Below are 23,649 nucleotides of genomic sequence, written 5' to 3' on the forward strand. Positions count from 1 at the left end.
TGAACATCAGTGCGTCAGGAACACCTTCACGACGACGATGGCGGTTGCCAGCACGGTGACCGCGGTTGCCCCGATCAGCGTTGCGCGGTTGGGTCTTTCGTTGTTCAGGCGGTCGATGACGAAGACGGTTCCGCCGATGCGCAGCAGGATCACGATCTCGGCGGCGAGCTGGGCGGTGCGCGGTTCGAGCCAGCCGACCCATGCCGCCGCCAGGATGAGACACGGCACCGACGCCGACGAGAGGATCGGCACCGAATCCCGAAGGTGGTGCAGCACCGTCGTCTTCGTGGGGTGGACGGTGCCGTCGTGGACCCGTCGCGCCACCGCCTCGGCGAAGACATGTGCGATGAAGGTCGACGCGGCTGTGCCGAGCACGATCAGGATGCCGACGAAATCGTCGTTGAGGTGCAGCGGGATCAGCGCCGCCAGGATCAGGATGTTGCCGTAGATGTACGCGCTGATGCGGGGCGCGGCGTGTTCGCGGTCCAGTGGACGGCCGCGGGAGAACAACGGGCCGTGCAGGAGGGACCACGGTCGGACACTCATGGTCAACGAACGTATCAGCGTGTGGGCACGAGCTCACCGACAACATCGGCGACCTTGTCGTCGAGACGGCTGAGGCAGACCGTCGCCGCGACGGTGGCGACCTGATCGGCGTTGGACTTCACCCCGAGTGCCGCCACGGCGGCCGCACGCCCATCGTCTTCGAGTGCCCGGAAGTCGCGGCAGCTCAGGGCCTTGGCGGTGGAACTCTGGACGGCGCTCGACGGTGCTCCCGAGGTGGCCGGTTCTCTTGTGGGCTGCCCCGTGTCTCCGGTGGTCTGCTCGGTGCCGGCGGTCTGTTTCGCGGTGGTCGCGGACGGTGCGGGTTCGGCGTCGTCGGACGAGCATCCGGCCAGCGACAGGGTCAGGGCGAGGGCGCCGGCGAGCAGGCCGGATCGGATCAAGCGGGTGCAGGACATGAGCATGGGGAACCTCTCTGGGGAAAAGAGCGGAAGTGGCCGGACGGGCGAGGGCCGCTAGCGCCTCAAACCCGACAGCACGCCGGAGATGGCGGACCGGATGTCGTCGAGTTCGATACGCATCAGATCGTCTGCGGACAACGAGGCGAGGTCGCCGGCCGTGCTGAGCCGGAACTCGCGCTCCTCCTCGGCGGCCTCGACGATGTTGCGGATGAATCGGCCGTTGCCGGCCAGATCTGTGGCCCGACGCGTGCCGCCATCGTGGTCGCGGACATCGTGGTAGAGCGGCGCGCACGCCTGCTCCAGTTCGGCGACCGCCTCCGGGGTGAGGACCGAATCGCGTTTGCGCGCGATGAACTCGCCGATCTGCGCGAGCTCTCGAGGGGTGTACGAGTCGAATCGGACCCGACGTGCGAAACGCGACGCGAGTCCGTCGTTGGCAGCGAGAAACCGGTCGATCTCCGAGTCGTAGCCCGCGATGATCACGACCAGACGATCCCGGTCGTCCTCCATCCGCGCCAGCAGCGTGTCCACGGCCTCGCGACCGAACGCGTCGCCACCCGACAAACCCTTCTGGATCAGGGTGTACGCCTCGTCGATGAACAGGACGCCGTCCATGGCCGAGTCGATGAGCGCCGACGTCTTGATGGCGGTGGAGCCGAGGTGTTCGCCGACCAGGTCGCGCCGGGTCGCCTCGACCACCTTGTCGGATTTGATGAAGCCGAGCCCGCAATAGATCTTGGCGACGATCCGGGCGACGGTCGTCTTGCCGGTACCGGGCGGCCCGGTGAAGGCCAGGTGCAGGCTGCGCGCCGAGGTCGAGAGTCCGCGGTCGGCGCGGACCCGGGCGAGGGTGGCAGCCGACTGCAGCTTGGCGACCTGCTGCTTGACCGACTCGAGTCCGATCTGTTGTTCCAGTTCGCGCTGGGCATCGGTCACCAGCTCGTTCTCGACGCCTTCGGCTCCGACCGGCGACACCGTGGTCTGATTGCGGTCCGGCACCGAGGCGGGGTCCCAGCGGTCGGTGCGTGCGGCGATCTCCTCGGGCGTGGTGCGGAGGACGCGGATCGTCGGGGACCGCATGGCCTGCGCCGCCGCGGTGTGCGCCGGATTGCGCGCGTAGACCTGCTCGAGCATGGCCTTGGCCTTCTCCTCGTGACCCTGCTCGCGAAGCGCCAGGCCGTAGGCGTACATCGCGCTGACCGAACAGCCCGCGACCGGACCGTCGATGGCGTTCTGCAGGCGACGCATGCCCTCGCCGAGCATCCCCAGGTGCACGCACGCTGATCCGGCCATGAAGTCGGCCACAGACTGCATGACCGTGTCGCCCCACCGGTCCGAGCGGGTGAGGGCGGTCAGCACATCGGGCCATCGTTGTGTTCGGTAGTGGAGGTGAGCGCGGACGAACTCCACGATCGGCAACCGATGGGCGGGCGGGATCTCGTCGAGCGCCTCCTCGGCGCCCGAGTAGTCGGCACCGCGGATCAGACTGGACGCAAATGCGGCAGTGGCGTCGACGGCGGTGATCGCCGGGTAGTCGATGTGCAGTCCGGTGTCCCAGCGACCTGCGATGGTGCCCGGGGGAAGGCCGAGCCGACGCTGTTCGGCGCCGATCGTCGCTCGTGCCCGATACAGTCCCAGCAGGACCTCGTCGCTCCTGTCCCCGCAGGCGAGGCGGCCGATCCAGGCGTCACCGAGCGAGGGATCCCACTCGGTGGCGCGGGTGAACGCCTTGGCGGCCTGTGCGGGGTTGTTGATCGGCTCCTGACCGTCGACGGGGATGTTCAAGGACAGGACGCCCAGCTCGAAGAGTGCCCTCGCCTTGCGGACATCGGCCATCTCGTCCCCCTGGGTCAACGTCGTGCCCGGCGCGTCGCCGGCGTGCCTGCACCCCCGTGCACGTCCCGCGCCCTGCACGGCTCGAGTGAACAGACTATCCCGAGACCGGGCCGGTCCCGGCCACAGATCTCCCAGGGGGAGAGGGCACGCCGAACGCCTGAGGTCCGCCCCGTCGCCTCCGACGGCCCGGGCCCGCCTAGACTTGTCTGCGTGAGTGCCCAGGTGGATACCGTCTCAGCCGCTTCCTCGACCCCGGATCATCCGCAACCGTTCCGCGAACTCGGTCTCAAGGACGACGAGTACGCGCGAATCCGCGAGATCCTGGGCCGTCGGCCCACCGACGCCGAGCTCGCCATGTACTCGGTGATGTGGTCCGAGCACTGCAGCTACAAGTCGTCGAAGGTCCACCTCCGGTACTTCGGCGAGACCACCACCGAGGAGATGCGCGCCAACATGCTCGCCGGTATCGGTGAGAATGCCGGCGTCGTCGACGTGGGCGACGGGTGGGCGGTGACCTTCAAGGTCGAGTCGCACAACCATCCCAGCTATGTGGAGCCCTACCAGGGTGCGGCGACCGGTGTGGGCGGCATCGTCCGCGACATCATGGCGATGGGTGCGCGGCCGATCGCGGTCATGGACCAGCTGCGGTTCGGTCCCGCCGACGCCCCCGACACCCGCCGCGTCGTCGACGGCGTGGTGCGCGGTGTCGGCGGCTACGGCAACTCGCTCGGACTGCCCAACATCGGCGGCGAGACCGTCTTCGACGCCAGCTACGCGGGCAACCCGTTGGTCAACGCCCTGTGCGCGGGCGTGCTGCGAACCGAAGACCTTCACCTGGCGTTCGCATCGGGCACCGGCAACAAGATCATCCTGTTCGGTGCGCGCACCGGACTCGACGGCATCGGCGGCGTGTCCGTGCTCGCGTCGGAGACCTTCGACGATGCCGAGGGTGGCGGTCCGAGCCGTAAGAAGCTGCCGAGCGTTCAGGTGGGCGATCCGTTCACCGAGAAGCTGCTCATCGAGTGCTGCCTCGAGCTCTACCACGCCGGACTCGTGGTGGGCATCCAGGACCTCGGCGGCGCGGGATTGTCCTGCGCCACCAGCGAACTCGCCGCAGCGGGGGACGGCGGCATGCACATCGAGCTGGAGCAGGTGCCGGTGCGTGCCGAGGGCATGACCCCGGCCGAGGTGCTCTCCAGCGAGTCGCAGGAACGCATGTGCGCCGTCGTCGCCCCGGAGAATGTCGACGCCTTCCTCGCCGTGTGCAAGAAGTGGGACGTGCTGGCCACCGTGATCGGTGAGGTCACCGACGGTGACCATCTGGTCATCACCTGGCACGGCGAGACCGTGGTGGACGTGCCGCCGCGCACCGTCGCCCACGAGGGCCCGGTCTACGAGCGCCCGGTGGCACGTCCGGACTGGCAGGACACCGTGATCGCGTCGACCACGGAGCCGCTGCAGCGTCCGGACACGCCGGATCAGCTGCGCGAGACGCTGCTGAAGATGCTCGCCAGCCCGGCGCTGTGCAGCCGCAAGTTCATCACCGACCAGTACGACCGCTATGTCCGCGGCAACACCGTCCTGGCCGAGAACGCCGACTCCGGCATGATCCGCATCGACGAGAAGACCGGACGCGGAATCGCTCTGGCGACCGACGCGTCGGGTCGCTACACCTTCCTCGACCCGTATCGAGGTGCGCAGCTCGCGCTGGCAGAGGCCTACCGCAACGTCGCCGTCTCGGGCGCGACCCCCAAGGCGGTCACCAACTGCCTCAACTTCGGTTCGCCCGAGGACCCGGCGGTGATGTGGCAGTTCCAGCAGGCGGTCCGTGGACTCGCCGACGGCTGCGCACAGCTGGGCATCCCGGTCACCGGCGGCAACGTGAGCTTCTACAACCAGACCGGCGCGACGGCGATCCTCCCGACGCCGGTGATCGGTGTCCTCGGTGTGATCGACGACGTCCATCGCCGCATCCCGGCGGGCTTCGGCACCGAACCGGGGGAGACGCTGATCCTGCTCGGCGAGACGCGCGACGAGTTCGACGGCTCCATCTGGGCGCAGGTCGCCTACGACCACCTCGGTGGTGTGCCCCCGCAGGTCGATCTCGAACGCGAACGGCTGCTGTCGGAGATCCTGACCGCCGCCTCGCGCGACGGACTGATCTCGGCCGCACATGATCTCAGCGAGGGCGGCCTCATCCAGACCGTCGTCGAGGCGGCCCTCGCCGGCGAGACCGGTTGCCGAATCCTGCTGCCCGAGGATGCCGACCCCTTCGTCTGGCTGTTCTCCGAATCCTCCGGACGCGTGCTGGTCGCCGTGCCGCGTACCGAGGAGTCGCGCTTCGCCGCGATGCTCGACGCCCGCGGTATGCCGTGGACGCGCATAGGCGTGGTCGATCAGGGCAGCGACGAGGTCGAGGTCCAGGACTACTTCTCGGTGCCGCTGACCGAGCTGCGCGAGGTGCGCGAGGCGACGTTGCCTCGCCTCTTCGGCGACACCCCGTAGTAGCCCCGATCGTTGTCACACGCAACGTTCTCGCCTGCGGGAACGTTGCGTGTACATCGTTGGAAGCAATCTGATTTCCGGAACCGCCCAACAGGCTGAGGGTCGGTTACGCTCCTGGGGTTCTCAGAGAGAGTCGAAAGGGCGCAGATGAGCTATCCCTATGATCCGAACCAGCCGCCGAACTACGGCCAGGGTGGTTACGGACAGCCGTACGGCGCATACGTGGGTGGCCCGCCGCCCGGACCCGAGCCGGACAACAACCTCGTGTGGGCGATCCTGACCACGGTCCTGTGCTGCCTGCCGTTGGGCATCGTGGCGATCGTCAAGTCCACGTCGGTCAGCAAACTGTGGGCTGCAGGAGATTTCGCAGGTGCCCAGAAAGCCGCCGATGATGCCAAGAAATGGGCGATGTGGGGTGCGATCGCCGGTGTTGTCGGTTCGATCCTGATCGTCGTGGCCTATGTCCTCTTCTTTGTCGTCCTCTTCGGCACAGCAGCGACCACGTCCACGTACTGAGCGGTTCGAAAGGGCAGTTCTCTCACGGGTGTCGGCCCTCTCGAATCATCGGGTCCTCGGTCCGGCGGCAGTTGTCGCCGCGACCGGGATCTGCTGTGGCGCAGTGCTGTTGGGCGACCCCACCACACCTGGCGGGGTACTACCGATGTGTCCGACGAAGCTGGTGTTCAACGTGACCTGCCCGGGTTGCGGCTCGCAGCGTGCGCTCTACTCGCTCCTGCACGGCGACCTGTCCGCGGCCCTGCACTACAACGCGGCCGGGGTGGCCGCGATCGGATTGCTGCTCTTCGCCTTTGGTGCGTATTGTCTGCGGCTCTGGACCGGACGAAGGATTCGCAGCTGGCAGAACATGCGCTATTCCGCCGTCGTCGTGCTCGTCGTGGTGCTCATCTGGTTCGTCGTCCGGAACATTCCGGTGGAACCATTCTGGTCCCTACACGTCTGACCGGCCGGCTGATCCGGTGCGTCGGAACCAGCGGATCAGCCGCGACCCGGTGCCCGCCGGGTGGCGTCGAGATCGAGTGCGGCGAGCCCCTCCGGGTCGTCGGTGGTGATCTGGTCGACCCGTAGCTCCAAGAGCCGCTTGATCTCCGGGACGGCGCGCGGTCCGATGCGGGTGACGGTGTAGCCGTCGACGAGCCGGTCGTGTCGATGGAATGCGCCGACGAGGTCGTGGCCGCGCCGGTCCGCGGCGAGGATCAGCCGGTTCTCGAGGTAGATCATCTCGGCGTCCGGTGATGCGGACAGGGCGCGCGCGACGAAGCCGTCGAATTCCCCGGACCGGATCGCGGCGTCGGCGGCACCGTGGTGGCAGGGGTCGTAGCCGACGCGGATTCCGGGGGCGACCGACGTCAGGCGGGCCACGGCGGCCGCATCGCCGCACGACAGGATGAAGTGCGACGCCAACGGCTCGACGCTCCGCGCGAAGGTGTCCACCGCCCGTGGATCGAGCGCGGCGTCGTCTTCTTTGACATCGAGCTGGAGGATCGACGTCGGCGCGATGTCGACCGTCGAGAACAATTCGGTCAGGTCCTCGAGGAGCAGGACCGGCTCCCGGAGCGCCTTTCCCTGGTTGTCGCGCAAGGACAGTCCGCGAAGGTAGGCGGCGGGCAGTGCCGAGATGACCCCGGTGCCGGTGGTGGCGTGGTCGACGACGCGGTCGTGGAGGATCGCGAAGCCCCGGTCGGCGTGGATGACCAGGTCCACCTCGATGCTCGCGCCGTGCCGCATGCCCTCGACGATGCGGGTGGCGGTGAAGGCCGGATCGTCGGCGCGTCGACGCCCGCGGTGCCACTTGAGCATGGTCCGGTGCCCGTCGAAGTCGATGTACAGGGGTGCCGAGGAGGGATCGGGAGCAGGTGTGCTGATCTGGGACATCGTCTTCCGAGCCTAGTCTCGGTAGGGTCTGGCACGTGGCGGCGTTCTCGATGCCCCGGTGGGTCGGTGTTGTGACGGCGGCCGAGTCGACCGGATTCCTCATCCCGGTGGCCGGGTTCGCGATCTCCGGCACCGCCGGGCTCTCGCCCGGATGGGCCTGGTTGCTCATGGTCGCCTGCGGGGCCGGCGAGGGCGCGCTTCTCGGATTCGGTCAGGCGGTCGCCCTTCGCGGTACGTCGTGGCAGGTCCCGCCGGCGCGATGGGTCCCGGCGACCGCGGTCGGCGGGATGCTCGCGTGGTCGTTGGGGATGGCGCCGTCGAGTCTCGTCGATCTGGGAGTGGACATCGACTTCGGGAATCCTCTCACCTGGTTCCTGTTCGGTGCGGGCGCCGCGGTACTGCTGACCAGCATCCCCTCGGCGCAGTACGTCGTCCTGCGGAACCGGCTTCCCGGCGCGTGGAAGTGGATACCGGTGAATGCGGCCGCCTGGACGGTGGGGCTGGTCTTCACCTTCCTGCCCGGCCCGTTCATCGACGAGTCCACCCCCGCCGTGGCGATGGCGGCCGCCTTCGTCCTGGCCGGCGTCTGCATGGCCGCGACCGTCGCGGTGGTCACCGGCCTCTGGTGGCGGTCACGACCCGTTCTCACCGAACGCGCCTTGCGGACTTGAAACGTGTTCTAGTTTGAGGGGCATGGCTCTGCGCGTGGTCGAGTGGTCGACCGGAACCGTCGGAAGACATGCGATCGCCGGGATCGACGCCCATCCCGACCTCGAACTGGTCGGGGTGTGGGTCTCGAATCCGGAGAAGGTCGGAAAGGACGCCGGCGAACTGGCGGACCTCGGACGCGACCTCGGCGTCGCCGCGACCGACGACCGGGACGCGCTGATCGCCCCGAGGCCCGACTGCATCGTGCACACCGCGATGACCGACGACCGCGTGATGGAGTCGATCGAGGACCTGATCTTCTTCGTGGAGAGCGGGATCAACGTGGTGTCGAGCGGCCCGGTGGTGCTGCAGTTCCCACAGGGCATCCTGCCGGACGGGTTGCTGGAGCGGATCGCCGCGGCCGGCGCATCCGGCGGTGCCAGTCTTCACGTCAACGGTATCGATCCCGGTTTCGCCAATGATGTACTGCCGCTGTCGATGACGAGCCTCTCGCAGCGCATCGACGAGGTGCGGTGCCAGGAGATCGCCGACTACTCGACGTACTACCAGCCGGTCGTCATGCGGGACCTCTTCGGATTCGGGAAGCCCATGGACACCACGCCGTTGTTGCTGTCACCCGGAATCCTTTCGATGGGATGGGGCAGTGTGGTGCGGCAGATCGCGGCCGGACTCGACCTCACCCTCGACGAGCCGCTCGTCGAACGGGTCGAGCGGGTCGAGGCGGACCGCGACTACTCGACGGTGTCGGTGGAGATCCCGAAGGGCACGATGGCGGCGTTGCGGTTCGAAGTCGCCGGGCAGGTCAATGGCGTGGATCGTGTTGTGCTGGAGCACTACACGCGCACACACGCGGACCAGTGCCCTGATTGGCCGACCCCGCACGAGGGCGACGGCTGCTACCGGATCGCCATCTCCGGCGAACCGGAGATGACCGTCGAGTTCGGCCATCACGGTGAGAACGGCGACCACAACGTGTCGGGGATGATCGTCACGGCCATGCGGCTGGTGAATTCGGTTGCCGCCGTGGTCGATGCGAAGCCCGGGTTGGTGACCGCCCTCGACCTGCCGCTCATCACCGGACGGGGTCTGGTCGCCGAATAGGTTGCGCTGTCACACTTCCCACGTGTGGACGGGTTCACCCTCGTGCATGTGCGTCACATAGTCGGACAGCATGCCGGTCAGTGCCTCTGCCCGGCTCTCGCCGGCTTTCTCCCGGGCGGCGACGGCCTCGCGCTGCCACACCGATCCGGTCCGGCGGGTGACGCAACGTCCCTCGATCACCGACAGGTACCTCTTGCGCGCCTTGTCGGAGACACCGTAAGCGCGAAGGCCCTTCTCGGCGAGGGTCAGCAGGCGACGGAGCACGAGTTCGTCCGGGCGCACCCAGCCCACATCGGGCCAATAGAGTTGCGCCTCCATGCCGAAACGGGCGCCGGACTGCAGGTTCTCCGCGGCCGCGTTGAACGACATCTGCGACCACAGTGGCCGGTCGGACTCCACGAGCCCGCGCACGACCCCGTAGTAGAAGGCGGCGTTGGCCATCGTGTCGACGACCGTGGGCCCGGCGGGCAGCACCCGGTTCTCGACGCGCAGATGCGCCTGACCCTCGTGGATGTCGTACACCGGCCGGTTCCAGCGGTACACGGTGCCGTTGTGCAGCCGCAGCTCGTCGAGAGTGGGGATGCGACCCGCGTCGAGCTCGGCGAGCGGGTCGACGTCGGTCGACACCGGCAGCAGTGCGGGAAAGTACCGGGTGTTCTCCTCGAAGAGATCGAAGATGGTGTTGATCCAGCGTTCGCCGAACCACACGCGTGGCCGGACCCCCTGGTTCTTCAGCTCCAGCGGCCGGGTGTCGGTGGCCTGTTCGAAGACCGGGATGCGGCTCTCGTGCCACAGTGCGGTCTCGGCAAGGAAAGGGGAGTTGCCGGCCAGCGCAACCTGCACCCCGGCGATCGCCTGGGCGGCGTTCCAGTGTGCGGCGAAATCCTCCGGGGCCACCCGCAGATGCAGCTGCAGTGAGGTGCACGCGGCCTCGGGCAGGATCGAATCGGTGGAGGTGTGCAGACGCTCGGTGTGATGGCCGTCGCCCAGCGGTACGCCGCTGATGTCGATCTCGATGTCCTCGCCGCGCGCGTTGAAGATCTGCTCGTTGAGCAGGTCGTAGCGGGGGTTGGCCGAGATCCAGTGGTGGGCGAAGTGTTCGGACTTCAGGGTCGGGAGCATCCCGATCATGACGAGGTGGTTGTTCGTGCGGGCGGCGCGTTCCTCCGCACGGTTGAGCGACGTCCGCAACGCCTGCTCCAGCGAGATCGTGTCATCGATGGTGAAAGGTCGGGGCGAGACGTTGATCTCGATGTTGAACTGTCCGAGTTCGGTCTGATAGTCGGGGTCGGCGATCGCCTCGAGGACGGTGGCGTTGGCCATGGCCGGACGCATCTGCTCGTCGATGAGATTGAGTTCGACCTCCATACCGAGCAGCGGCTTCGGTGGGCGCCCCTGGTCGGTGAACAACCCGTCGGCCAGCATCCGCGCGATCGCGTCGGTCCCCCGACTGACCTGACGGCGGAACCTCACGCGATCCTCGCCGGTGAACTCCTGTTTGGTCACTTCCGCGCCCATGCGTCACATACTGCCCCAATCCGGGCGTCGTGAACCTTGTTGCAAGATGACTGGCGTGCCCCCGCGTAAGAGATCCGACCCGGCCGAGGTCCGTGCCGCAGTACTCGCGGTGGCGGACTGGCTCGCCGACGAGGCGTCACCCGCACCGCCGCGGCCCGCCCTCGCCGCTGCCGTCCGCCTCACCGCCCGCACGCTCGAACACCTCGCCCCGGGCAACTCGGTCGAGGTCAGGGTCCCGCCGTTCGTGGCGGTGCAGTGCATCGAGGGACCGCGGCACACGAGAGGGACGCCACCCAACGTCGTGGAGACCTCGCCGCGCACCTGGCTGCTGCTGGTGACCGGGCTGCTGACGTACGACGCGGCACTGGCCGCCGGTCGGGTCGACGCCTCGGGACACCGCGCCGAGCTGATAGCCGAGCTGTTGCCCCTGATCCCGCTCGGACCCGGTGGCCGGCGAGAGGATTGATCGGGCGAGTGTGATCGGTCACTCCCGGAGCCCGACGTGGAATTACGCCCCGTCCCACACCGCTGCAAGATTCGCACTGCGAGGCAACCGGCACGTAAACTCCCAGTTGTCTCCCAACCCATTGACGTGTAGTCCGATTCGCAGCCCAGGGGAGCTAGTCGATGACTGATCATCCGATCGCCAACGTGAACCTGCTCGCTCCCACCCCGGCGGGCGGATGCGCTGCGACCGGTGCCTGCGCGCCCGGCCCGGCTCCGTCGGACCAGCCCGAGAACGAGCCACGCGAGGAATGCGGCGTCTTCGGTGTCTGGGCGCCCGGCGAGGATGTCGCCAAACTCACCTACTACGGCCTCTACGCGCTGCAGCATCGCGGACAGGAAGCCGCGGGTATCGCGGTCGGCGACGGCAGCCAGGTCGTCGTCTTCAAAGACCTGGGACTCGTCAGCCAGGTGTTCGACGAACAGACACTCGGTGCGATGAGCGGCCACGTCGCCATCGGGCACTGTCGGTACTCCACCACGGGCTCCACCACCTGGGAGAACTCGCAGCCGATCTTCCGCACCACCGATGCCGGGACCGGCGTCGCGCTGGGGCACAACGGAAACCTCGTCAACACCGCCGACCTGGCCGCCCGCGCCCGGGAGAAGGGCATCAAGAGCTCTGCGGCGACATCGGACTCCGACGTCGTGGGCGCCCTCCTGGCGCACGGTGCCGCCGACAGCTCGATCGAGCAGGCCGCGATGGAACTGCTGCCCACCCTCAAGGGCGCGTTCTGCCTGACCTTCATGGACGAGCACACCCTCTACGCGGCGCGCGACCCGCACGGCGTGCGGCCGCTCTCGCTGGGCCGCCTCGACCGGGGCTGGGTGGTCGCCTCGGAGACCGCCGCCCTCGACATCGTCGGCGCCTCGTTCGTCCGCGACATCGAGCCCGGTGAGCTGCTGGCCATCGACGCCGACGGTGTCCGGACCAAGCGCTTCGCCGAGCCGACACCCCGCGGCTGCGTCTTCGAGTACGTCTACCTGGCCCGCCCGGACTCGAACATCCACGGGCGTTCGGTGCACTCCACCCGCGTGGAGATCGGCCGCCGGCTGGCGAAGGAACATCCCGCCGAGGGCGACCTGGTCATCCCGGTGCCGGAGTCGGGTGTGCCCGCGGCCGTCGGCTTCGCCCAGGGCTCCGGCATCCCCTACGGGCAGGGCCTGATGAAGAACGCCTACGTGGGCCGCACCTTCATCCAGCCGTCGCAGACCATCCGTCAGCTCGGCATCCGCCTCAAGCTCAATCCGCTGCGTGAGGTCATCCGCGGCAAACGCCTCGTCGTCGTCGACGACTCGATCGTGCGCGGCAACACCCAGCGCGCCCTCATCCGGATGCTGCGCGAGGCCGGTGCCGCCGAGGTGCACGTGCGGATCGCCTCCAGCCCGGTGCGCTGGCCGTGCTTCTACGGCATCGACTTCGCCTCTCCGGCCGAACTCATCGCCAACGGCATGGAGTCCGAGGAGGGCATGGTCGAGGGAGTGCGCCAGGCCATCGGCGCCGACTCGCTCGGCTACATCAGCATCGATGAGATGATCGGCGCGACCGAGCAGCCCGCCTCGTCGCTCTGCGCGGCCTGCTTCGACGGCAACTACCCGATCGAACTGCCCGAGGAGACCTCCATGGGCAAGGCGGTCCTCGAGCAGATGCTTGCCTCCGCTGCCCACGACGGGACGGTCGACCCGTTGACCAAGCCCAACGACAACGTCAGCGCAGTGATGCGTCCCTGAATTCGGGGGCCGGGCACTCCGGTACCGTGTGATCGTCGGCGAACACGCCGAGAACGACTTTTGACCAAGGGGTGCTTGCGGAGATGACGGAGCGGGATGCGGCTGCCGACGAGAAGACCGGCGGTACTCCGCAGGCCTCGTACGCGGCGGCCGGAGTCGACATCGACGCCGGTGAGCGGGCTGTTGAGCTCATCACACCGCACGCCAAGCGGGCTTCGCGCCCCGAGGTCCTCGGCGGACTCGGCGGATTCTCCGGCCTGTTCGCGCTGAAGGGCAACTATCACGAACCGGTCCTCGCCGCCGCCAGCGACGGGGTGGGCACCAAACTCGCGGTCGCGCAGGCCATCGACAAGCACGACACCGTCGGACGTGACCTCGTCGCCATGTGCGTCGACGACCTCGTCGTCTGCGGTGCCGAACCGCTGTTCCTCCAGGATTACATCGCCGTGGGCAAGGTCGTCCCGGAGACCGTCGCGGAGATCGTCGCCGGCATCGCCGACGGCTGCGTGGAGGCGGGGTGCGCGCTGCTCGGCGGCGAGACGGCCGAGCATCCCGGGCTCATGCAGGACAACCACTACGACCTCTCGGCCACTGCGGTCGGTGTCGTGGAAGCCGACAAGGTCCTCACGCCGGACAGCGTCCGGGCCGGCGACGTCGTCATCGCCATGGGGTCGTCGGGCCTGCATTCCAACGGATACTCCCTCGCCCGCAAGGTGTTGCTCGAGTGGGGCCACATGGATCTGTTCGGCCACGTCGAGGAATTCGGTCGCTCGCTCGGCGAGGAACTGCTCGAGCCGACCCGGATCTACGCCCGCGACTGCCTGGCGCTGATCGCCGAGGCCGACGTGCGCACCTTCGCGCACATCACCGGCGGCGGACTCGCGGAGAACCTGGCGCGCGTCATCCCTCAGGGCCTCGTGGCCGAGTTGGAGCGCAACACGTGGACCCCCGCCCCGATCTTCGCCCTCATCGCGCAACGCGGACGCGTCGAGCAGCTCGAGATGGAGCGCACCTTCAACATGGGTGTCGGCATGGTCGCGGTCGTCGCCCCGGAGGACACCGACCGCGCACAGGCGGTTCTGACGGCGCGGCACGTCGACAACTGGGTGCTGGGCACGATCAAGCGTTCCAACGAACCCAAGAACACCGAGGCCGGCGCGCGCGTCTCGCTGGTCGGCGAGCACCCGCGCTTCTGAGAGTCGCGGACTCGCAACATCTCTCGCACGACAACGCCAAAGCGGCGGGACCTTCCGGTTCCCGCCGCTTCTGGTTTGTCGTGGGTTCGTCGGCGCGCATCACCCCCACGCCGAGGGCAGCACACAGCAGCGATGCGCATCGTCGGTTGTCACCGCGACGAGCACCGCTGTCTGGCTCCAGAACGACCCCGCACGCACCAGACGGCCGCACTTCACATGCGGCCGTCTGATACGTACGAAATCATCAACCCGCGTTACCGCGGGTCCGCTGAGCGGAGAGGTCGTGCGTGGGGTGGGGTCGGGTGCCGCTGATGAGGACGGCATCCACGAGTGGCGCGCCTCAGGCGCGTCGCCACTCGTCCTCGTCCACCCACTCATCCACCGGATCCGGACGATCTACCGAGCTGGTCTGCCCGGACAGCTCGCGCTGCAGGCTTTCGAGATCGGTGTTCGGAGTGGAGTACTTCAGCTGACGAGCAACCTTCGTCTGCTTTGCCTTTGCCCGGCCGCGGCCCATTCGGGACCCCCTCGCAAAATGACGGGGCGGCCAACGATTTGGCGGCCCCGTTCTCTTGAAGAAATTCTGTCGTGCTGACCAGTCTAGCGCGCCTCTAGGATTTGTGTGCCTCGCCCTGCCTCGCCACGCCGCGGCGTGTGTCCGTCCTGGTCACGACGCGTAGTGCCTCACGTCGCACCTTGGCGGGCAGATCGTCGTGCTCGAGGAGCCCGCGGATCGCCTCGGGATCGCCGTCGGCGAGGAGATGCCGGACACGCACGCCGTGGTCCGGACGGTGGATGACGGTCACGGAATCGCCGGCCGCCACCGTTCCCGGCTGCAGAACCCGCAGGTAGGCGCCGAAATCGGCCTGTTCCATGAACCGCTTTACCCACCTGGGCTCGCCCGCCCAGACCGCGAAGGTGCGGCACGGGACGCGCGGAATGGTGGTCTCGAGGACGAGACCGTCCTCACCCACCTGCCACCGCTCGCCGACGAAGGCGTCGGTGACGATCCCATCGATGCGGAGGTTCTCGCCGAACCAGCCGTAAGCAAGGTCACGTCCGAGTTCGCCGGCCCAGCGTCGTGCGTCGCGTTCGGCGTATGCGTAGACCGCCTGGTCGACGCCACCGTGGTACTTGCGGTTGCGCTGGTGGTCGGCGGCGAGCCCCAACTCGTGCACTTCGGCGCGGCCGGTCAGCGGACGCTTGTCGATGGCGGACGGGCCGATGCCGTCGAGGACGACGTCCTGGCCGGCCGCGCAGACGGCCAGAACGGTACCGGTGCCCACGCGCCTCAGAGGCCGGGGCCGGTGGCGCCGCTGCGCAACCGCTCGACGGCGGCGCGGCCGGCCTGCACGTGTTCGTCCTCTCGGATGGAGTCGGGGTCGATACGCGCACTGACCGGTTCCTCGGCCCCGATCATGAGCTCGGTGTCGGCGCCGACGTTGCGCTTGACGAGCGCGAGCGCGATGGGACCCCACTCGTAATGGTCGATGACGGTGCCCAGACGTCCGACGGTCCGGCCGCCCGCGGTGACCGGGTCGCCGGTCGTCGGGCGCCGATCCGAGCTGCCGTCGAGGTGCAGCAGCACCAGGCGTCGCGGGGACTTGCCGAGATTGTGGACACGGGCGACCGTCTCCTGGCCGCGGTAGCACCCCTTGTCGAGGTGGACGGCGCCCTGTTCGGCCGGGCCGCCGATCCAGTCGACCTCGTGCGGGATCGTCCGTTCGTCGGTGTCGGCGCCGAGGCGGGGGCGACGGGCGGCGACGCGCAGCGCGTCGTATGCCCAGCTGCCGGCCATCCGGGCGCCCGCCTCGGTCAGCGCGTCCCACCAGCGGAGCAGGACGAATTCGGGCACGACGAGGTCGACCACGGGCAGATCGCGGTGCTCGCCGAGCGGCGGCATGCGTCGCCAGAAACCCAGCGGCTCGTCCTCGTGATGCGTCTCGGGCAGGCTGCCCGCCTGGTAGACCTCAGCGTCGGCGTCGATCTCGAGGAGCTCGGCGACCGGGCCGGTCACCGCGCCGGGACCGACGAGGGTGAGGACCTTCATGTCGGTCCGTGTGGCCGGCTCGGCTTTGGCCCAGAACACCATCTTGGTGAGGAAGGTGATCAGCGCCTCGCCCCGTGCGCCCTCGGTGTCGATCCAGGTGACGCCGTCGATGTCGGTCAGGACGAAGTGCTCCTCCACGCGGCCGTTCGCGTCGAGGGAGAGGTTCTCCGCGCTCCGGCGGTCGGGGAGTTTGGCGATGTGCTGGCTCGAGATGGTGTGCAACCAGCTCAGGCGTTCGTCGCCCGGGATCTCGATGACCGAACGGTCGGAGCGGTCGACGATGATCACCCCGGTGGCGGCGGTTCGCTGCTCGCCGAGTGGATCACCGAAGTGCCACGGGGTCTCCGACGAGTGGAACTCGCCGGGGCCGGGGACCGCCCCGCCCTCGGAATGCCTGGTCAGGATGGGTGAACGGCTCACGGGTCGATTCTACGGGTCTGCTGGGCGCCAGGTGTGTGGAGCAGGGTGCGGGCCCTCGTGGGAGCCTCATACCCATGTCGGATTCGATCCTGCTCACTCTCGACGGCACCCAACACGATGCCGAAGCACCTTTTCTCCATGCCGACGACCTCGCCGTGGTCCGCGGCGACGGCGTCTTCGAGACCCTGCTCATCCGCGCCGGCCGGCCGCGTGGTGTCCGCCTGCACCTCGAACGTCTCGCCCGCAGCGCGACGGCGATGGAGCTACCGGCGCCCGATCTCGACCAATGGCGCGGCGCCATCGACAGGGCGGCCGAGCTGTGGAGCGAGGAGCACGGGACGTCGGACGAGGCCCTGGTGCGGCTGGTCTACACCCGCGGGCGTGAACACGGATATGCCCCGACGGCCTATCTGACCGTGGAAGCGGTGCCCGAACGTGTCGCTTCCGCACGGGCCGACGGTGTCTCGGTGATCACCCTCGAGCGTGGCTTCTCCATCGACCTGGCCGCCAAGGCGCCGTGGCAGCTGCTCGGTGCGAAGACCCTGAGCTATGCCACCAACATGGCCGCCCTGCGTCACGCGGCCTCCGAGGGTTACGACGACGTCATCTTCGTCAGCAGCGAGGGAGCGGTTCTCGAGGGCCCGCGGTCGACCGTGGTGGCGGTGTACGGGGACACGCTGGTGACCCCGCCGACGGAGATCGGCATCCTCGCCTCGACGACCGCTCGCGCGGTCTTCGACCTCGCGGACGCGGAGGGCTGGAAGACGAAGATCGAGATCCTGCGCCCGGAGGATCTCGTGGCGGCCGACTCGGTCTGGCTCGTCAGCAGTGTGACCCTCGCGGCCCGGGTCACTCACCTCAACCGGTACGTGATGCCGGTGCCGACCGACGCCGACAGATTCTCCGGTTTGGTGGACCGCGCCATTGCCGTGGAAGACAATTGATCCCGGTCACTCATATCTGATCCCGGGCCCGGGTCACACCGGGTCCCGGGTGAGAGCGAATGCACCAGGAGCGGCGGCACGATGGGACCTTTGGCGCTTGAAAGAGGCCGATGACCAGGCGTAACGTCGCGATCAGTGCCTACTACCGGAAGTAGTAGGAGACTTCGGCACCTGCCGGCTGAGCCGGTGACCTGATTCGAGGCAGATATGGACGCTCTGGACGTCTCCAGATGGCAATTCGGTATCACGACCGTCTACCACTTCATCCTGGTGCCGCTGACCATCGGCCTCGCGCCGATGATCGCGGTGATGCAGACGGTTTGGCATGTGACCGGCAACGAACAGTGGCTTCGCGCGACGAAGTTCTTCGGCAAACTCTTCCTGATCAACTTCGCGTTGGGCGTCGCGACCGGCATCGTGCAGGAGTTCCAGTTCGGCATGAACTGGAGCGAGTACAGCCGATTCGTCGCGGACGTCTTCGGCGCCCCGCTCGCGATGGAGGGGCTCGTCGCGTTCTTCCTCGAGTCCACCTTCATCGGACTCTGGATTTTCGGCTGGGACCGGTTGCCGCGTAGGGTCCACCTGGCGTGCATCTGGCTGGCCTCGGCGGGAGTCATCGCCTCGGCGTACTTCATCATCGCGGCGAACTCGTTCATGCAACACCCGGTGGGCGTCGTGTGGGACGAGACGCGGGACCGGCCGAGGATGAACGACTTCTGGGCGGTGATCACGAACAGCACGACGCTGGCGGCGTTCCCGCACGTGATCGCCGGTGCTTTCCTCACCGCAGGCACCTTCGTCGCCGCCATCGGTTGCTGGTGGATGGCCCGGAACATGTGGCGCGCAAAGAAACTCCGTGAGGCCATCGAGACCGGTGACACCTCGGAGATGCCCAAGACGACCTCGCCGAGTCACATCGACGCCACGCCCGAGGATCTCGAACTCGACGCCCGCCGCTTCTGGCGGCCGGTCACCCGGTTGGCTCTCTGGGTCGTGATGGTCTCCGGCGTCGGTCTGTTCATCACCGGCGACATCCAGTCGCAGATCATGTTCAACCAGCAGCCGATGAAAATGGCTGCGGCGGAATCACTGTGCGAGACCCAGACCGGTGCCGGGTTCTCCGTGCTGGCCATCGGACGACAGAACAACTGCGACAACATCGAACACGTCATCGAGATTCCGAAGATGCTGTCGTTCCTGGCCGATCACAGTTTCGACAGCACCCTGCAGGGCGTCGAGGAGCTGCAACAGCAGTACACCGAGGCGCTCGCAGGACAACCGGGTGTGCCCGCAGGACAGAACTTCGCCCCGAACCTGTTCGTCACCTACTGGAGTTTCCGGGCGATGATCACCTGGGCTCTCGGGTCGGTCGTGGTGGCGCTCGGGGGGCTGTGGCTCACGCGTCGCAAGCGAGTCGTGGAATCCCGCAAGTTCGGCACTCTCGCGCTGTGGATGATCCCGACACCGTTCTTGGCCAACAGTTCCGGCTGGATCTTCACCGAGATGGGACGTCAGCCGTGGGTCGTCGCACCCAACTGGGAGAACGACCTCGACCCGCTGCGGATCAACATGCTCGTCCAGAACGGTGTTTCGAACCACACGTCGGCGACGGTGTGGGTGACGCTGATCGGCTTCACCCTGCTCTACGGCGCGCTGGGTGTCGTGTGGTTCATGCTCCAGCGGCGATACGTCATCGAGGGGCCGGCGACCTACGACTCCAGGCCGCCGGGATATTCCGACCCAGACGCCGACAGCGATGAGCCCAAACAGCTCTCGTTCGCGTACTGACGGCCACGTAACCATAGGAGAGACCAGTGGGACTTCCGGAGTTCTGGTTCCTGATCATCGCGATGCTGTTCGTGGGCTACTTCGTCCTCGAGGGGTTCGACTACGGCGTCGGCATGCTGATGCCCTTCCTGGGCCGCAGCCACACCGGCGGCGATGCACGGGTGGCGCCCGATGAACCGGCCGCCGATCCCGACACCCGTCGGCGGGTGCTGCTCAACACGATCGGCCCCGTCTGGGACGGCAACGAGGTGTGGCTGATCACCGCCGGCGGAGCGTTGTTCGCCGCATTCGGCGGTTGGTACGCCACCATGTTCTCCGCCTTCTATTTCGCGTTGTTCCTGATCCTGATCGGCCTCATCACGCGCGTCTGCGCCATCGAGTGGCGCGGCAAGATCGACAACCCGAGATGGCGGATGTGGTGCGACGTCGGGATCGGACTCGGCTCGTGGATCCCGGCCATCGTGTGGGGCATCGCCTTCGCCAATGTCGTCCGCGGTCTGCCGATCGACGCCGACGCGCAGTACACGGGTGGATTCCTCGATTTGTTCAACCCGTACGCCCTGCTGGGCGGCCTGACCACGCTGCTGGCCTTTCTGACGCACGGCGCCGTCTTCCTGTCGTTGAAGACCGACGGCGCGCTCCGCGAGGACTCGATGCGTTACGCGTCGCGGTTGTCGATCCCGACGCTGGTCGTCGCGGGGGCGTTCCTGCTGTGGACACAGTTCGCCTACGGCAGTGCGTGGACCTGGATTCCGGTGCTGATCGCGGCGGTCGCCGCCCTGGTGATGGTGGGTGCCACGCAGGTGCGCAAGGAGGGCCTGGCGTTTGCCGCCACCTCGATCGCCATCGTGGGCACCGTGGCGGCCCTGTTCGGGTCGCTCTACCCCGAGGTGCTGCCGTCGACGCTCAACCCGGCATATGACCTGACCATCGACAACACGTCCTCGAGTCGCTACACCCTCGTCGTCATGACCTGGGCCGCGGCTCTGGTCACACCTGTCGTGATCGCGTACCAGGCCTGGACCTACTGGGTGTTCCGCAAGCGTCTGTCCGTGGAGATCATGCCCAAGCCGTCGGGGTTGCGATCTTTGCGCGCCTTCGGCGAGTGACGCCGCAGGAACCGTCGGCGGACACGCGGCGGCGGGCCCGGCCGCCCGTCGATCCGCGCCTGCTGCGGTACTCGCCGACCACGCAGCGCTACGTCTTGGTCACGGCGGTGTTCGCAATCGCCGAGGTCATCGCGATCATCGTCGCGGCGGCGATGGCGGCCTCGATCCTGTCGGAGCTGATCGTCCTCCCGGATCTGCGGTCGTTCGATGCGCAATGGGCGCATCTGGCGGTCCTGATCGCGGCCATGGCGGCGCGCGCCGGAATGGCCTACGGGCACGACCGGTACGCGCACCGCGCGGCCCAACAGGCGATCGCGGAGCTGCGCGCCGAGGCACTCGACGTGCTCACCGATCCGCGTCGTACCTCGCCGCGCACGCTGCTGACCCTGCGCGAGCAGGCGGCCACCGTGTTGTTGCGGGGACTCGACGCGCTCGGGCCGTACCTCTCCGGCTATCTGCCCGCGCTCGTGACCGCGGTGATCCTCACCCCCACTGTGACCGTGGTGATCGCCTTCGCCGACTGGCCCTCGGCGCTGATCATCCTGATCACCTTGCCACTCATCCCGATCTTCATGATCCTGGTGGGCCTCATGACCAGGGATCGCACCAGCCGCAAGCTGGCGACGATGAGCAGGCTGACGGCGCAGTTGCTCGATCTCATCGCGGGTCTGCCCACGCTGCGGGCGTTGAACCGCGCCGAGGCCCCGACCGCCCAGGTCGCCGAACTCGGCGAGTCGCACCGGCGTTCCACGATGAGCTCGCTACGGGTGGCCTTCCTGTCCGGCGCGGTTCTCGAACTGCTCGCGACGCTGTGCGTGGCCTTGGTCGCGGTGGGCATCGGCCTGCGTCTGGTGTTCGGCGAGATGTCCCTCTACGCAGGTGTTTTCGCACTGATTCTGGCGCCGGAGGCCTATCTTCCACTGCGTCGCGTCGGCGCACAGTTCCACAACTCCACCGACGGTCTGACCGCTGCGGGTCAGGTCTTGGAGCTGATCGACTCGCCCAAGGGGTCCGCGACGATGCCGGTCACCGGTGGCCGGGGCGTCACGGTCGCGGGCGCGCCGATCACGATCCTCGACCTCGGGGTGCACGGTCGCGACGGCTGGGCTCCGGAGTCCCTGCGGGCGACGATCCAGCCCGGCTCGCTCACCCTGTTCACCGGCCCGAACGGGTCGGGCAAATCGACCACGCTGGCCGCGATCATGGGTCTGCTGGCACCGGACGACGGTTCGGTACTCATCGGGTCCATCCCCGTCGATCACGCCGATCCCGAGTCCCTGCACGAACAGATCGCGTGGCTCCCTCAGCAGCCCGTCGTCGTGCCGGGCACGGTCGGCGAGAACGTGGAACTCTTCGGGGTGCTGGACCGCGACGCCGCCGAACGAGCGGCCGTGGCAAGCGGTTTCGACTCCGTGGTGCTCGAACTGCCGAAACGGCTCGACACCCGGCTCGGTGCGGGCGGCGTCGGCCTCTCCGCCGGACAGCGACAGCGTCTCGCCCTCACCCGCGTCCTGGCGTCGCCGGCCCCGCTGCTGCTGCTCGACGAGCCGACCGCCCATCTCGACGAGGACTCCGAACGTGCGGTGCTCACCGCGCTCCGGGAGCGAGCGCGCGCCGGGGACACGGTCGTCGTGGTGGCCCATCGCGGCGTCGCACGTGAGTTCGCCGACCAGGTGGTCGAATTCGACGGAGGTGTGCCATGCGCGACGACCCACTGATCCGGGCGCTGGGATTCCTCGGGCTGCGCCGGGGTGCGGTCACCAAGGCCCTGCTGCTCGGCGTCGGCGGTTCGCTCTCGGCACTCGGTCTCGCGGCCCTGTCGGCGTGGCTGATCACCCGTGCCTGGCAGATGCCGCCGGTGCTGTACCTGTCGGTCGCGATCACCGCCGTTCGCGCACTGGGCATCTCTCGTGGTCTGTTCCGCTACCTCGAACGTCTCGCCACCCACGACCTCGCCCTGCGCGCGATGACGACCGCCCGCGAACGGGTGTACACCGCCCTCGCGACCGGTTCACCGGCCTACTCGGTCAGGCTCCGGTGCGGAGATCTGTTGACCCGCACCGGCGATGACATCGACGAGATCGGCAATGCCCTCATCCGCGGTCTGATCCCCATCGGTGTGGGCGTGACGACGGCGGTGGCCGCGGTCGTCGTGATGGCGTTGGTGTCGCTGCCCGCCGCGGGGGTGCTCGCGGTCGCTCTCGTCATCAGCGGCGGTGCCGCCCCGTGGCTCGCGGCGCGCGGTGCAGCCTCCGCGCTCCGGGACGGCTCGCGCGCTGCCACGGAGTCGGCGGAGGCCACGACGACGGCGCTGTGGCACGCATCAGAACTCGTCGTCGCGCGTCGTCGCGGTGCGTTGCTCGCCACCGCCGCGGACGCCGACCGTCGGCACCTCGCGGCCACCGACCGCGGTCGACGACTGGAGGCGGCGGCCGCCGCGGCCACCCCGCTCGCAATGGGAGCGTCGTTGGTGGCGGCGTGTGTGATCGCCATCCAGTTGGCCTCGCAGACAACCGGTTCGCTCGCGGACGTGGCCTCCGGGGAGGGGCTCACCCCGATGATCCTCGGCGTCCTGGTCCTCCTGCCGCTGTCGGCCTTCGAGTCGACCGCGCCGCTGACCGAGGCCGGACTCCAGATCGAACGCAGTCGCCAGAGCGCGGCGCGGGTCATGGCGCTCGTCGACGGCGCCCATGCCGATCCGACGGGGTCCGAACCCTCCGGCGCGGACGTGGCGGTACACCGCGGGATGGTCGAGGTATCTGCCGACGGATTGCGATGGGGGCGCGCGCAACGGAACGTTCTCGGACCCGCTGGCGGCCTCGACCTCGATCTGCGACCGGGGTCGCGGCTGGCCGTGGTCGGACCCAGCGGCGTAGGGAAATCCACGTTGCTGCTCACCATCGGGGGCCTGCTCAACCCGGTGGACGGGAACGTCACCTGTGTCGACGTGTCGAGCCGTTCGCCGGTCGGGCTTCGTTCGGCCGGTTGCTATTTCGCGGAGGAGGCGCACATCTTCTCGACGTCGGTCCGCGAGAACCTGCGGGTTGCGCGGGGTGACGCCACCGACGAAGAGATTCTCGACGCGTTGACGACGGTCGGCCTCGACGGTTGGGTCGCGCGGCTTCCGGACGGTCTGGACACCACACTGTCCGGCGGGGCGGAAGCTGTCAGCGGCGGCGAGCGCCGGCGCCTGCTGTTGGCTCGCGCGCTGCTCCACCCGGCTCCGATGGTCCTGCTCGACGAACCGACCGAACACCTCTCGGCCGACGACGCCACCGGCTTGCTCCGCCGGCTCCTCGGTGTCGAAGACGATCTCTTCGGTCCCGATCGCATCGTGGTGGTCGTGACGCACCAGCTTCCGGCGGATGTCGGTGGAGCGCAGGTGGTGGAGTTGGCTCCGGCGGTCTCCACGCGCTGACC

Annotated in this window: 20 protein-coding genes and 1 pseudogene; 13 read left to right on the top strand and 8 right to left on the bottom strand. The window is 68.2% G+C overall.

Features of this window, described 5'->3' with window-relative positions:
• Window positions 1-6: 6 nt before the first annotated feature.
• From IHQ52_RS06980 to eccA, 3 genes are read right to left on the bottom strand one after another with little or no spacing between them, the layout of a single operon-like run.
• Entirely contained in the window at window positions 7-546 is a 540-nt protein-coding gene (locus IHQ52_RS06980) for a hypothetical protein (protein WP_006435709.1), read from the bottom strand.
• Between the two features lie 14 nt (window positions 547-560).
• The gene (locus tag IHQ52_RS06985; protein ID WP_006435708.1) at window positions 561-968 is read right to left on the bottom strand and encodes a hypothetical protein; all 408 of its coding nucleotides are present in this window, start codon (window positions 966-968) and stop codon (window positions 561-563) included.
• A gap of 51 nt (window positions 969-1,019) precedes the next feature.
• Window positions 1,020-2,801, bottom strand: coding sequence for a type VII secretion AAA-ATPase EccA (gene eccA / locus IHQ52_RS06990; RefSeq protein ID WP_006435707.1), 1,782 nt, complete (start codon window positions 2,799-2,801; stop codon window positions 1,020-1,022).
• A gap of 210 nt (window positions 2,802-3,011) precedes the next feature.
• Here eccA and purL point away from each other — a divergent pair, with 210 nt between their 5' ends.
• The 3 genes from purL to IHQ52_RS07005 all read left to right on the top strand — a co-directional run bounded on the left by purL (window position 3,012) and on the right by IHQ52_RS07005 (window position 6,267).
• Complete coding sequence (gene purL, locus IHQ52_RS06995) at window positions 3,012-5,306, top strand: phosphoribosylformylglycinamidine synthase subunit PurL (RefSeq protein ID WP_198362491.1); 2,295 nt, start codon at window positions 3,012-3,014, stop codon at window positions 5,304-5,306.
• Between the two features lie 147 nt (window positions 5,307-5,453).
• Window positions 5,454-5,822, top strand: coding sequence for a CD225/dispanin family protein (locus IHQ52_RS07000; RefSeq protein ID WP_006435705.1), 369 nt, complete (start codon window positions 5,454-5,456; stop codon window positions 5,820-5,822).
• 28 nt (window positions 5,823-5,850) lie between these two features.
• Entirely contained in the window at window positions 5,851-6,267 is a 417-nt protein-coding gene (locus IHQ52_RS07005) for a DUF2752 domain-containing protein (protein WP_006435704.1), read from the top strand.
• Here the strand turns inward: IHQ52_RS07005 and IHQ52_RS07010 are convergent.
• Window positions 6,256-7,199, bottom strand: a pseudogene (locus IHQ52_RS07010) (glycerophosphodiester phosphodiesterase). The gene IHQ52_RS07005 and the pseudogene IHQ52_RS07010 overlap by 12 nt on opposite strands.
• A gap of 35 nt (window positions 7,200-7,234) precedes the next feature.
• Between IHQ52_RS07010 and IHQ52_RS07015 the strand changes: the two are divergent.
• Together IHQ52_RS07015 and IHQ52_RS07020 are read left to right on the top strand one after the other, a co-directional pair.
• Complete coding sequence (locus IHQ52_RS07015; RefSeq protein ID WP_096273132.1) at window positions 7,235-7,870, top strand: hypothetical protein; 636 nt, start codon at window positions 7,235-7,237, stop codon at window positions 7,868-7,870.
• Window positions 7,871-7,892: 22 nt separating this feature from the next.
• Entirely contained in the window at window positions 7,893-8,969 is a 1,077-nt protein-coding gene (locus IHQ52_RS07020; RefSeq protein WP_096273134.1) for an NAD(P)H-dependent amine dehydrogenase family protein, read from the top strand.
• Window positions 8,970-8,978: 9 nt separating this feature from the next.
• Here the strand turns inward: IHQ52_RS07020 and IHQ52_RS07025 are convergent, their stop codons facing one another.
• A complete protein-coding gene (locus IHQ52_RS07025; protein ID WP_006435700.1) occupies window positions 8,979-10,487 on the bottom strand; it encodes a glutamate-cysteine ligase family protein in 1,509 nt (502 codons plus the stop codon).
• A 46-nt stretch (window positions 10,488-10,533) separates the two neighbouring features.
• Here IHQ52_RS07025 and IHQ52_RS07030 point away from each other — a divergent pair, with 46 nt between their 5' ends.
• From IHQ52_RS07030 to purM, 3 genes are all read left to right on the top strand, one after another.
• Window positions 10,534-10,953 (top strand): sterol carrier family protein, encoded by a 420-nt coding sequence (locus IHQ52_RS07030; RefSeq protein ID WP_096273136.1) that lies wholly within the window; start codon window positions 10,534-10,536, stop codon window positions 10,951-10,953.
• A 161-nt stretch (window positions 10,954-11,114) separates the two neighbouring features.
• On the top strand, window positions 11,115-12,722 hold the full coding sequence (purF, locus tag IHQ52_RS07035; protein ID WP_096273138.1) for an amidophosphoribosyltransferase: 1,608 nt from the start codon (window positions 11,115-11,117) through the stop codon (window positions 12,720-12,722).
• An 83-nt stretch (window positions 12,723-12,805) separates the two neighbouring features.
• Window positions 12,806-13,918, top strand: coding sequence for a phosphoribosylformylglycinamidine cyclo-ligase (purM, locus tag IHQ52_RS07040; RefSeq protein ID WP_040004635.1), 1,113 nt, complete (start codon window positions 12,806-12,808; stop codon window positions 13,916-13,918).
• A gap of 340 nt (window positions 13,919-14,258) precedes the next feature.
• Here purM and IHQ52_RS07045 read toward each other — a convergent pair whose 3' ends face one another.
• The 3 genes from IHQ52_RS07045 to ygfZ all read right to left on the bottom strand — a co-directional run bounded on the left by IHQ52_RS07045 (window position 14,259) and on the right by ygfZ (window position 16,388).
• On the bottom strand, window positions 14,259-14,435 hold the full coding sequence (locus tag IHQ52_RS07045; protein WP_006435696.1) for a DUF3073 domain-containing protein: 177 nt from the start codon (window positions 14,433-14,435) through the stop codon (window positions 14,259-14,261).
• Window positions 14,436-14,529: 94 nt separating this feature from the next.
• Complete coding sequence (locus IHQ52_RS07050; RefSeq protein ID WP_096273140.1) at window positions 14,530-15,204, bottom strand: MOSC domain-containing protein; 675 nt, start codon at window positions 15,202-15,204, stop codon at window positions 14,530-14,532.
• A 5-nt stretch (window positions 15,205-15,209) separates the two neighbouring features.
• On the bottom strand, window positions 15,210-16,388 hold the full coding sequence (gene ygfZ, locus IHQ52_RS07055) for a CAF17-like 4Fe-4S cluster assembly/insertion protein YgfZ (protein WP_006435694.1): 1,179 nt from the start codon (window positions 16,386-16,388) through the stop codon (window positions 15,210-15,212).
• Between the two features lie 74 nt (window positions 16,389-16,462).
• Between ygfZ and IHQ52_RS07060 the strand changes: the two genes are divergently transcribed.
• The 5 genes from IHQ52_RS07060 (at window position 16,463) to cydC (ending at window position 23,647) form a co-directional block, all read left to right on the top strand.
• Entirely contained in the window at window positions 16,463-17,332 is an 870-nt protein-coding gene (locus IHQ52_RS07060; protein WP_006435693.1) for an aminodeoxychorismate lyase, read from the top strand.
• A 207-nt stretch (window positions 17,333-17,539) separates the two neighbouring features.
• A complete protein-coding gene (locus IHQ52_RS07065; RefSeq protein ID WP_006435692.1) occupies window positions 17,540-19,120 on the top strand; it encodes a cytochrome ubiquinol oxidase subunit I in 1,581 nt (526 codons plus the stop codon).
• A 26-nt stretch (window positions 19,121-19,146) separates the two neighbouring features.
• On the top strand, window positions 19,147-20,229 hold the full coding sequence (gene cydB, locus IHQ52_RS07070) for a cytochrome d ubiquinol oxidase subunit II (RefSeq protein ID WP_096273142.1): 1,083 nt from the start codon (window positions 19,147-19,149) through the stop codon (window positions 20,227-20,229).
• Window positions 20,226-21,947, top strand: a complete 1,722-nt coding sequence (gene cydD / locus IHQ52_RS07075; protein WP_096273144.1) for a thiol reductant ABC exporter subunit CydD — start codon at window positions 20,226-20,228, stop codon at window positions 21,945-21,947. Before cydB ends, cydD begins: the two co-directional genes overlap by 4 nt.
• Window positions 21,929-23,647: a thiol reductant ABC exporter subunit CydC gene (gene cydC / locus IHQ52_RS07080; protein ID WP_096273146.1), complete on the top strand. Its 1,719-nt coding sequence runs from the start codon at window positions 21,929-21,931 to the stop codon at window positions 23,645-23,647. Before cydD ends, cydC begins: the two co-directional genes overlap by 19 nt.
• Window positions 23,648-23,649: the final 2 nt, after the last annotated feature.

This window comes from Gordonia amicalis, assembly GCF_022059885.1.
GTDB classification, from domain to species: domain Bacteria; phylum Actinomycetota; class Actinomycetes; order Mycobacteriales; family Mycobacteriaceae; genus Gordonia; species Gordonia amicalis.

Excerpts from the sequence above, each read along its gene's own strand:
- IHQ52_RS07030 (WP_096273136.1), top strand. The coding sequence starts at position 10,534 with ATGACTGGCGTGCCCCCGCGTAAGAGATCCGACCCGGCCGAGGTCCGT.
- IHQ52_RS07000 (WP_006435705.1), top strand. The coding sequence starts at position 5,454 with ATGAGCTATCCCTATGATCCGAACCAGCCGCCGAACTACGGCCAGGGT.
- purF (WP_096273138.1), top strand. The coding sequence starts at position 11,115 with ATGACTGATCATCCGATCGCCAACGTGAACCTGCTCGCTCCCACCCCG.
- IHQ52_RS07025 (WP_006435700.1), bottom strand. The coding sequence starts at position 10,487 with ATGGGCGCGGAAGTGACCAAACAGGAGTTCACCGGCGAGGATCGCGTG.
- IHQ52_RS06980 (WP_006435709.1), bottom strand. The coding sequence starts at position 546 with ATGAGTGTCCGACCGTGGTCCCTCCTGCACGGCCCGTTGTTCTCCCGC.
- cydC (WP_096273146.1), top strand. The coding sequence starts at position 21,929 with ATGCGCGACGACCCACTGATCCGGGCGCTGGGATTCCTCGGGCTGCGC.
- IHQ52_RS07060 (WP_006435693.1), top strand. The coding sequence starts at position 16,463 with ATGTCGGATTCGATCCTGCTCACTCTCGACGGCACCCAACACGATGCC.
- IHQ52_RS07045 (WP_006435696.1), bottom strand. The coding sequence starts at position 14,435 with ATGGGCCGCGGCCGGGCAAAGGCAAAGCAGACGAAGGTTGCTCGTCAG.
- eccA (WP_006435707.1), bottom strand. The coding sequence starts at position 2,801 with ATGGCCGATGTCCGCAAGGCGAGGGCACTCTTCGAGCTGGGCGTCCTG.
- IHQ52_RS06985 (WP_006435708.1), bottom strand. The coding sequence starts at position 968 with ATGCTCATGTCCTGCACCCGCTTGATCCGATCCGGCCTGCTCGCCGGC.
- purM (WP_040004635.1), top strand. The coding sequence starts at position 12,806 with ATGACGGAGCGGGATGCGGCTGCCGACGAGAAGACCGGCGGTACTCCG.
- IHQ52_RS07065 (WP_006435692.1), top strand. The coding sequence starts at position 17,540 with ATGGACGCTCTGGACGTCTCCAGATGGCAATTCGGTATCACGACCGTC.
- IHQ52_RS07020 (WP_096273134.1), top strand. The coding sequence starts at position 7,893 with ATGGCTCTGCGCGTGGTCGAGTGGTCGACCGGAACCGTCGGAAGACAT.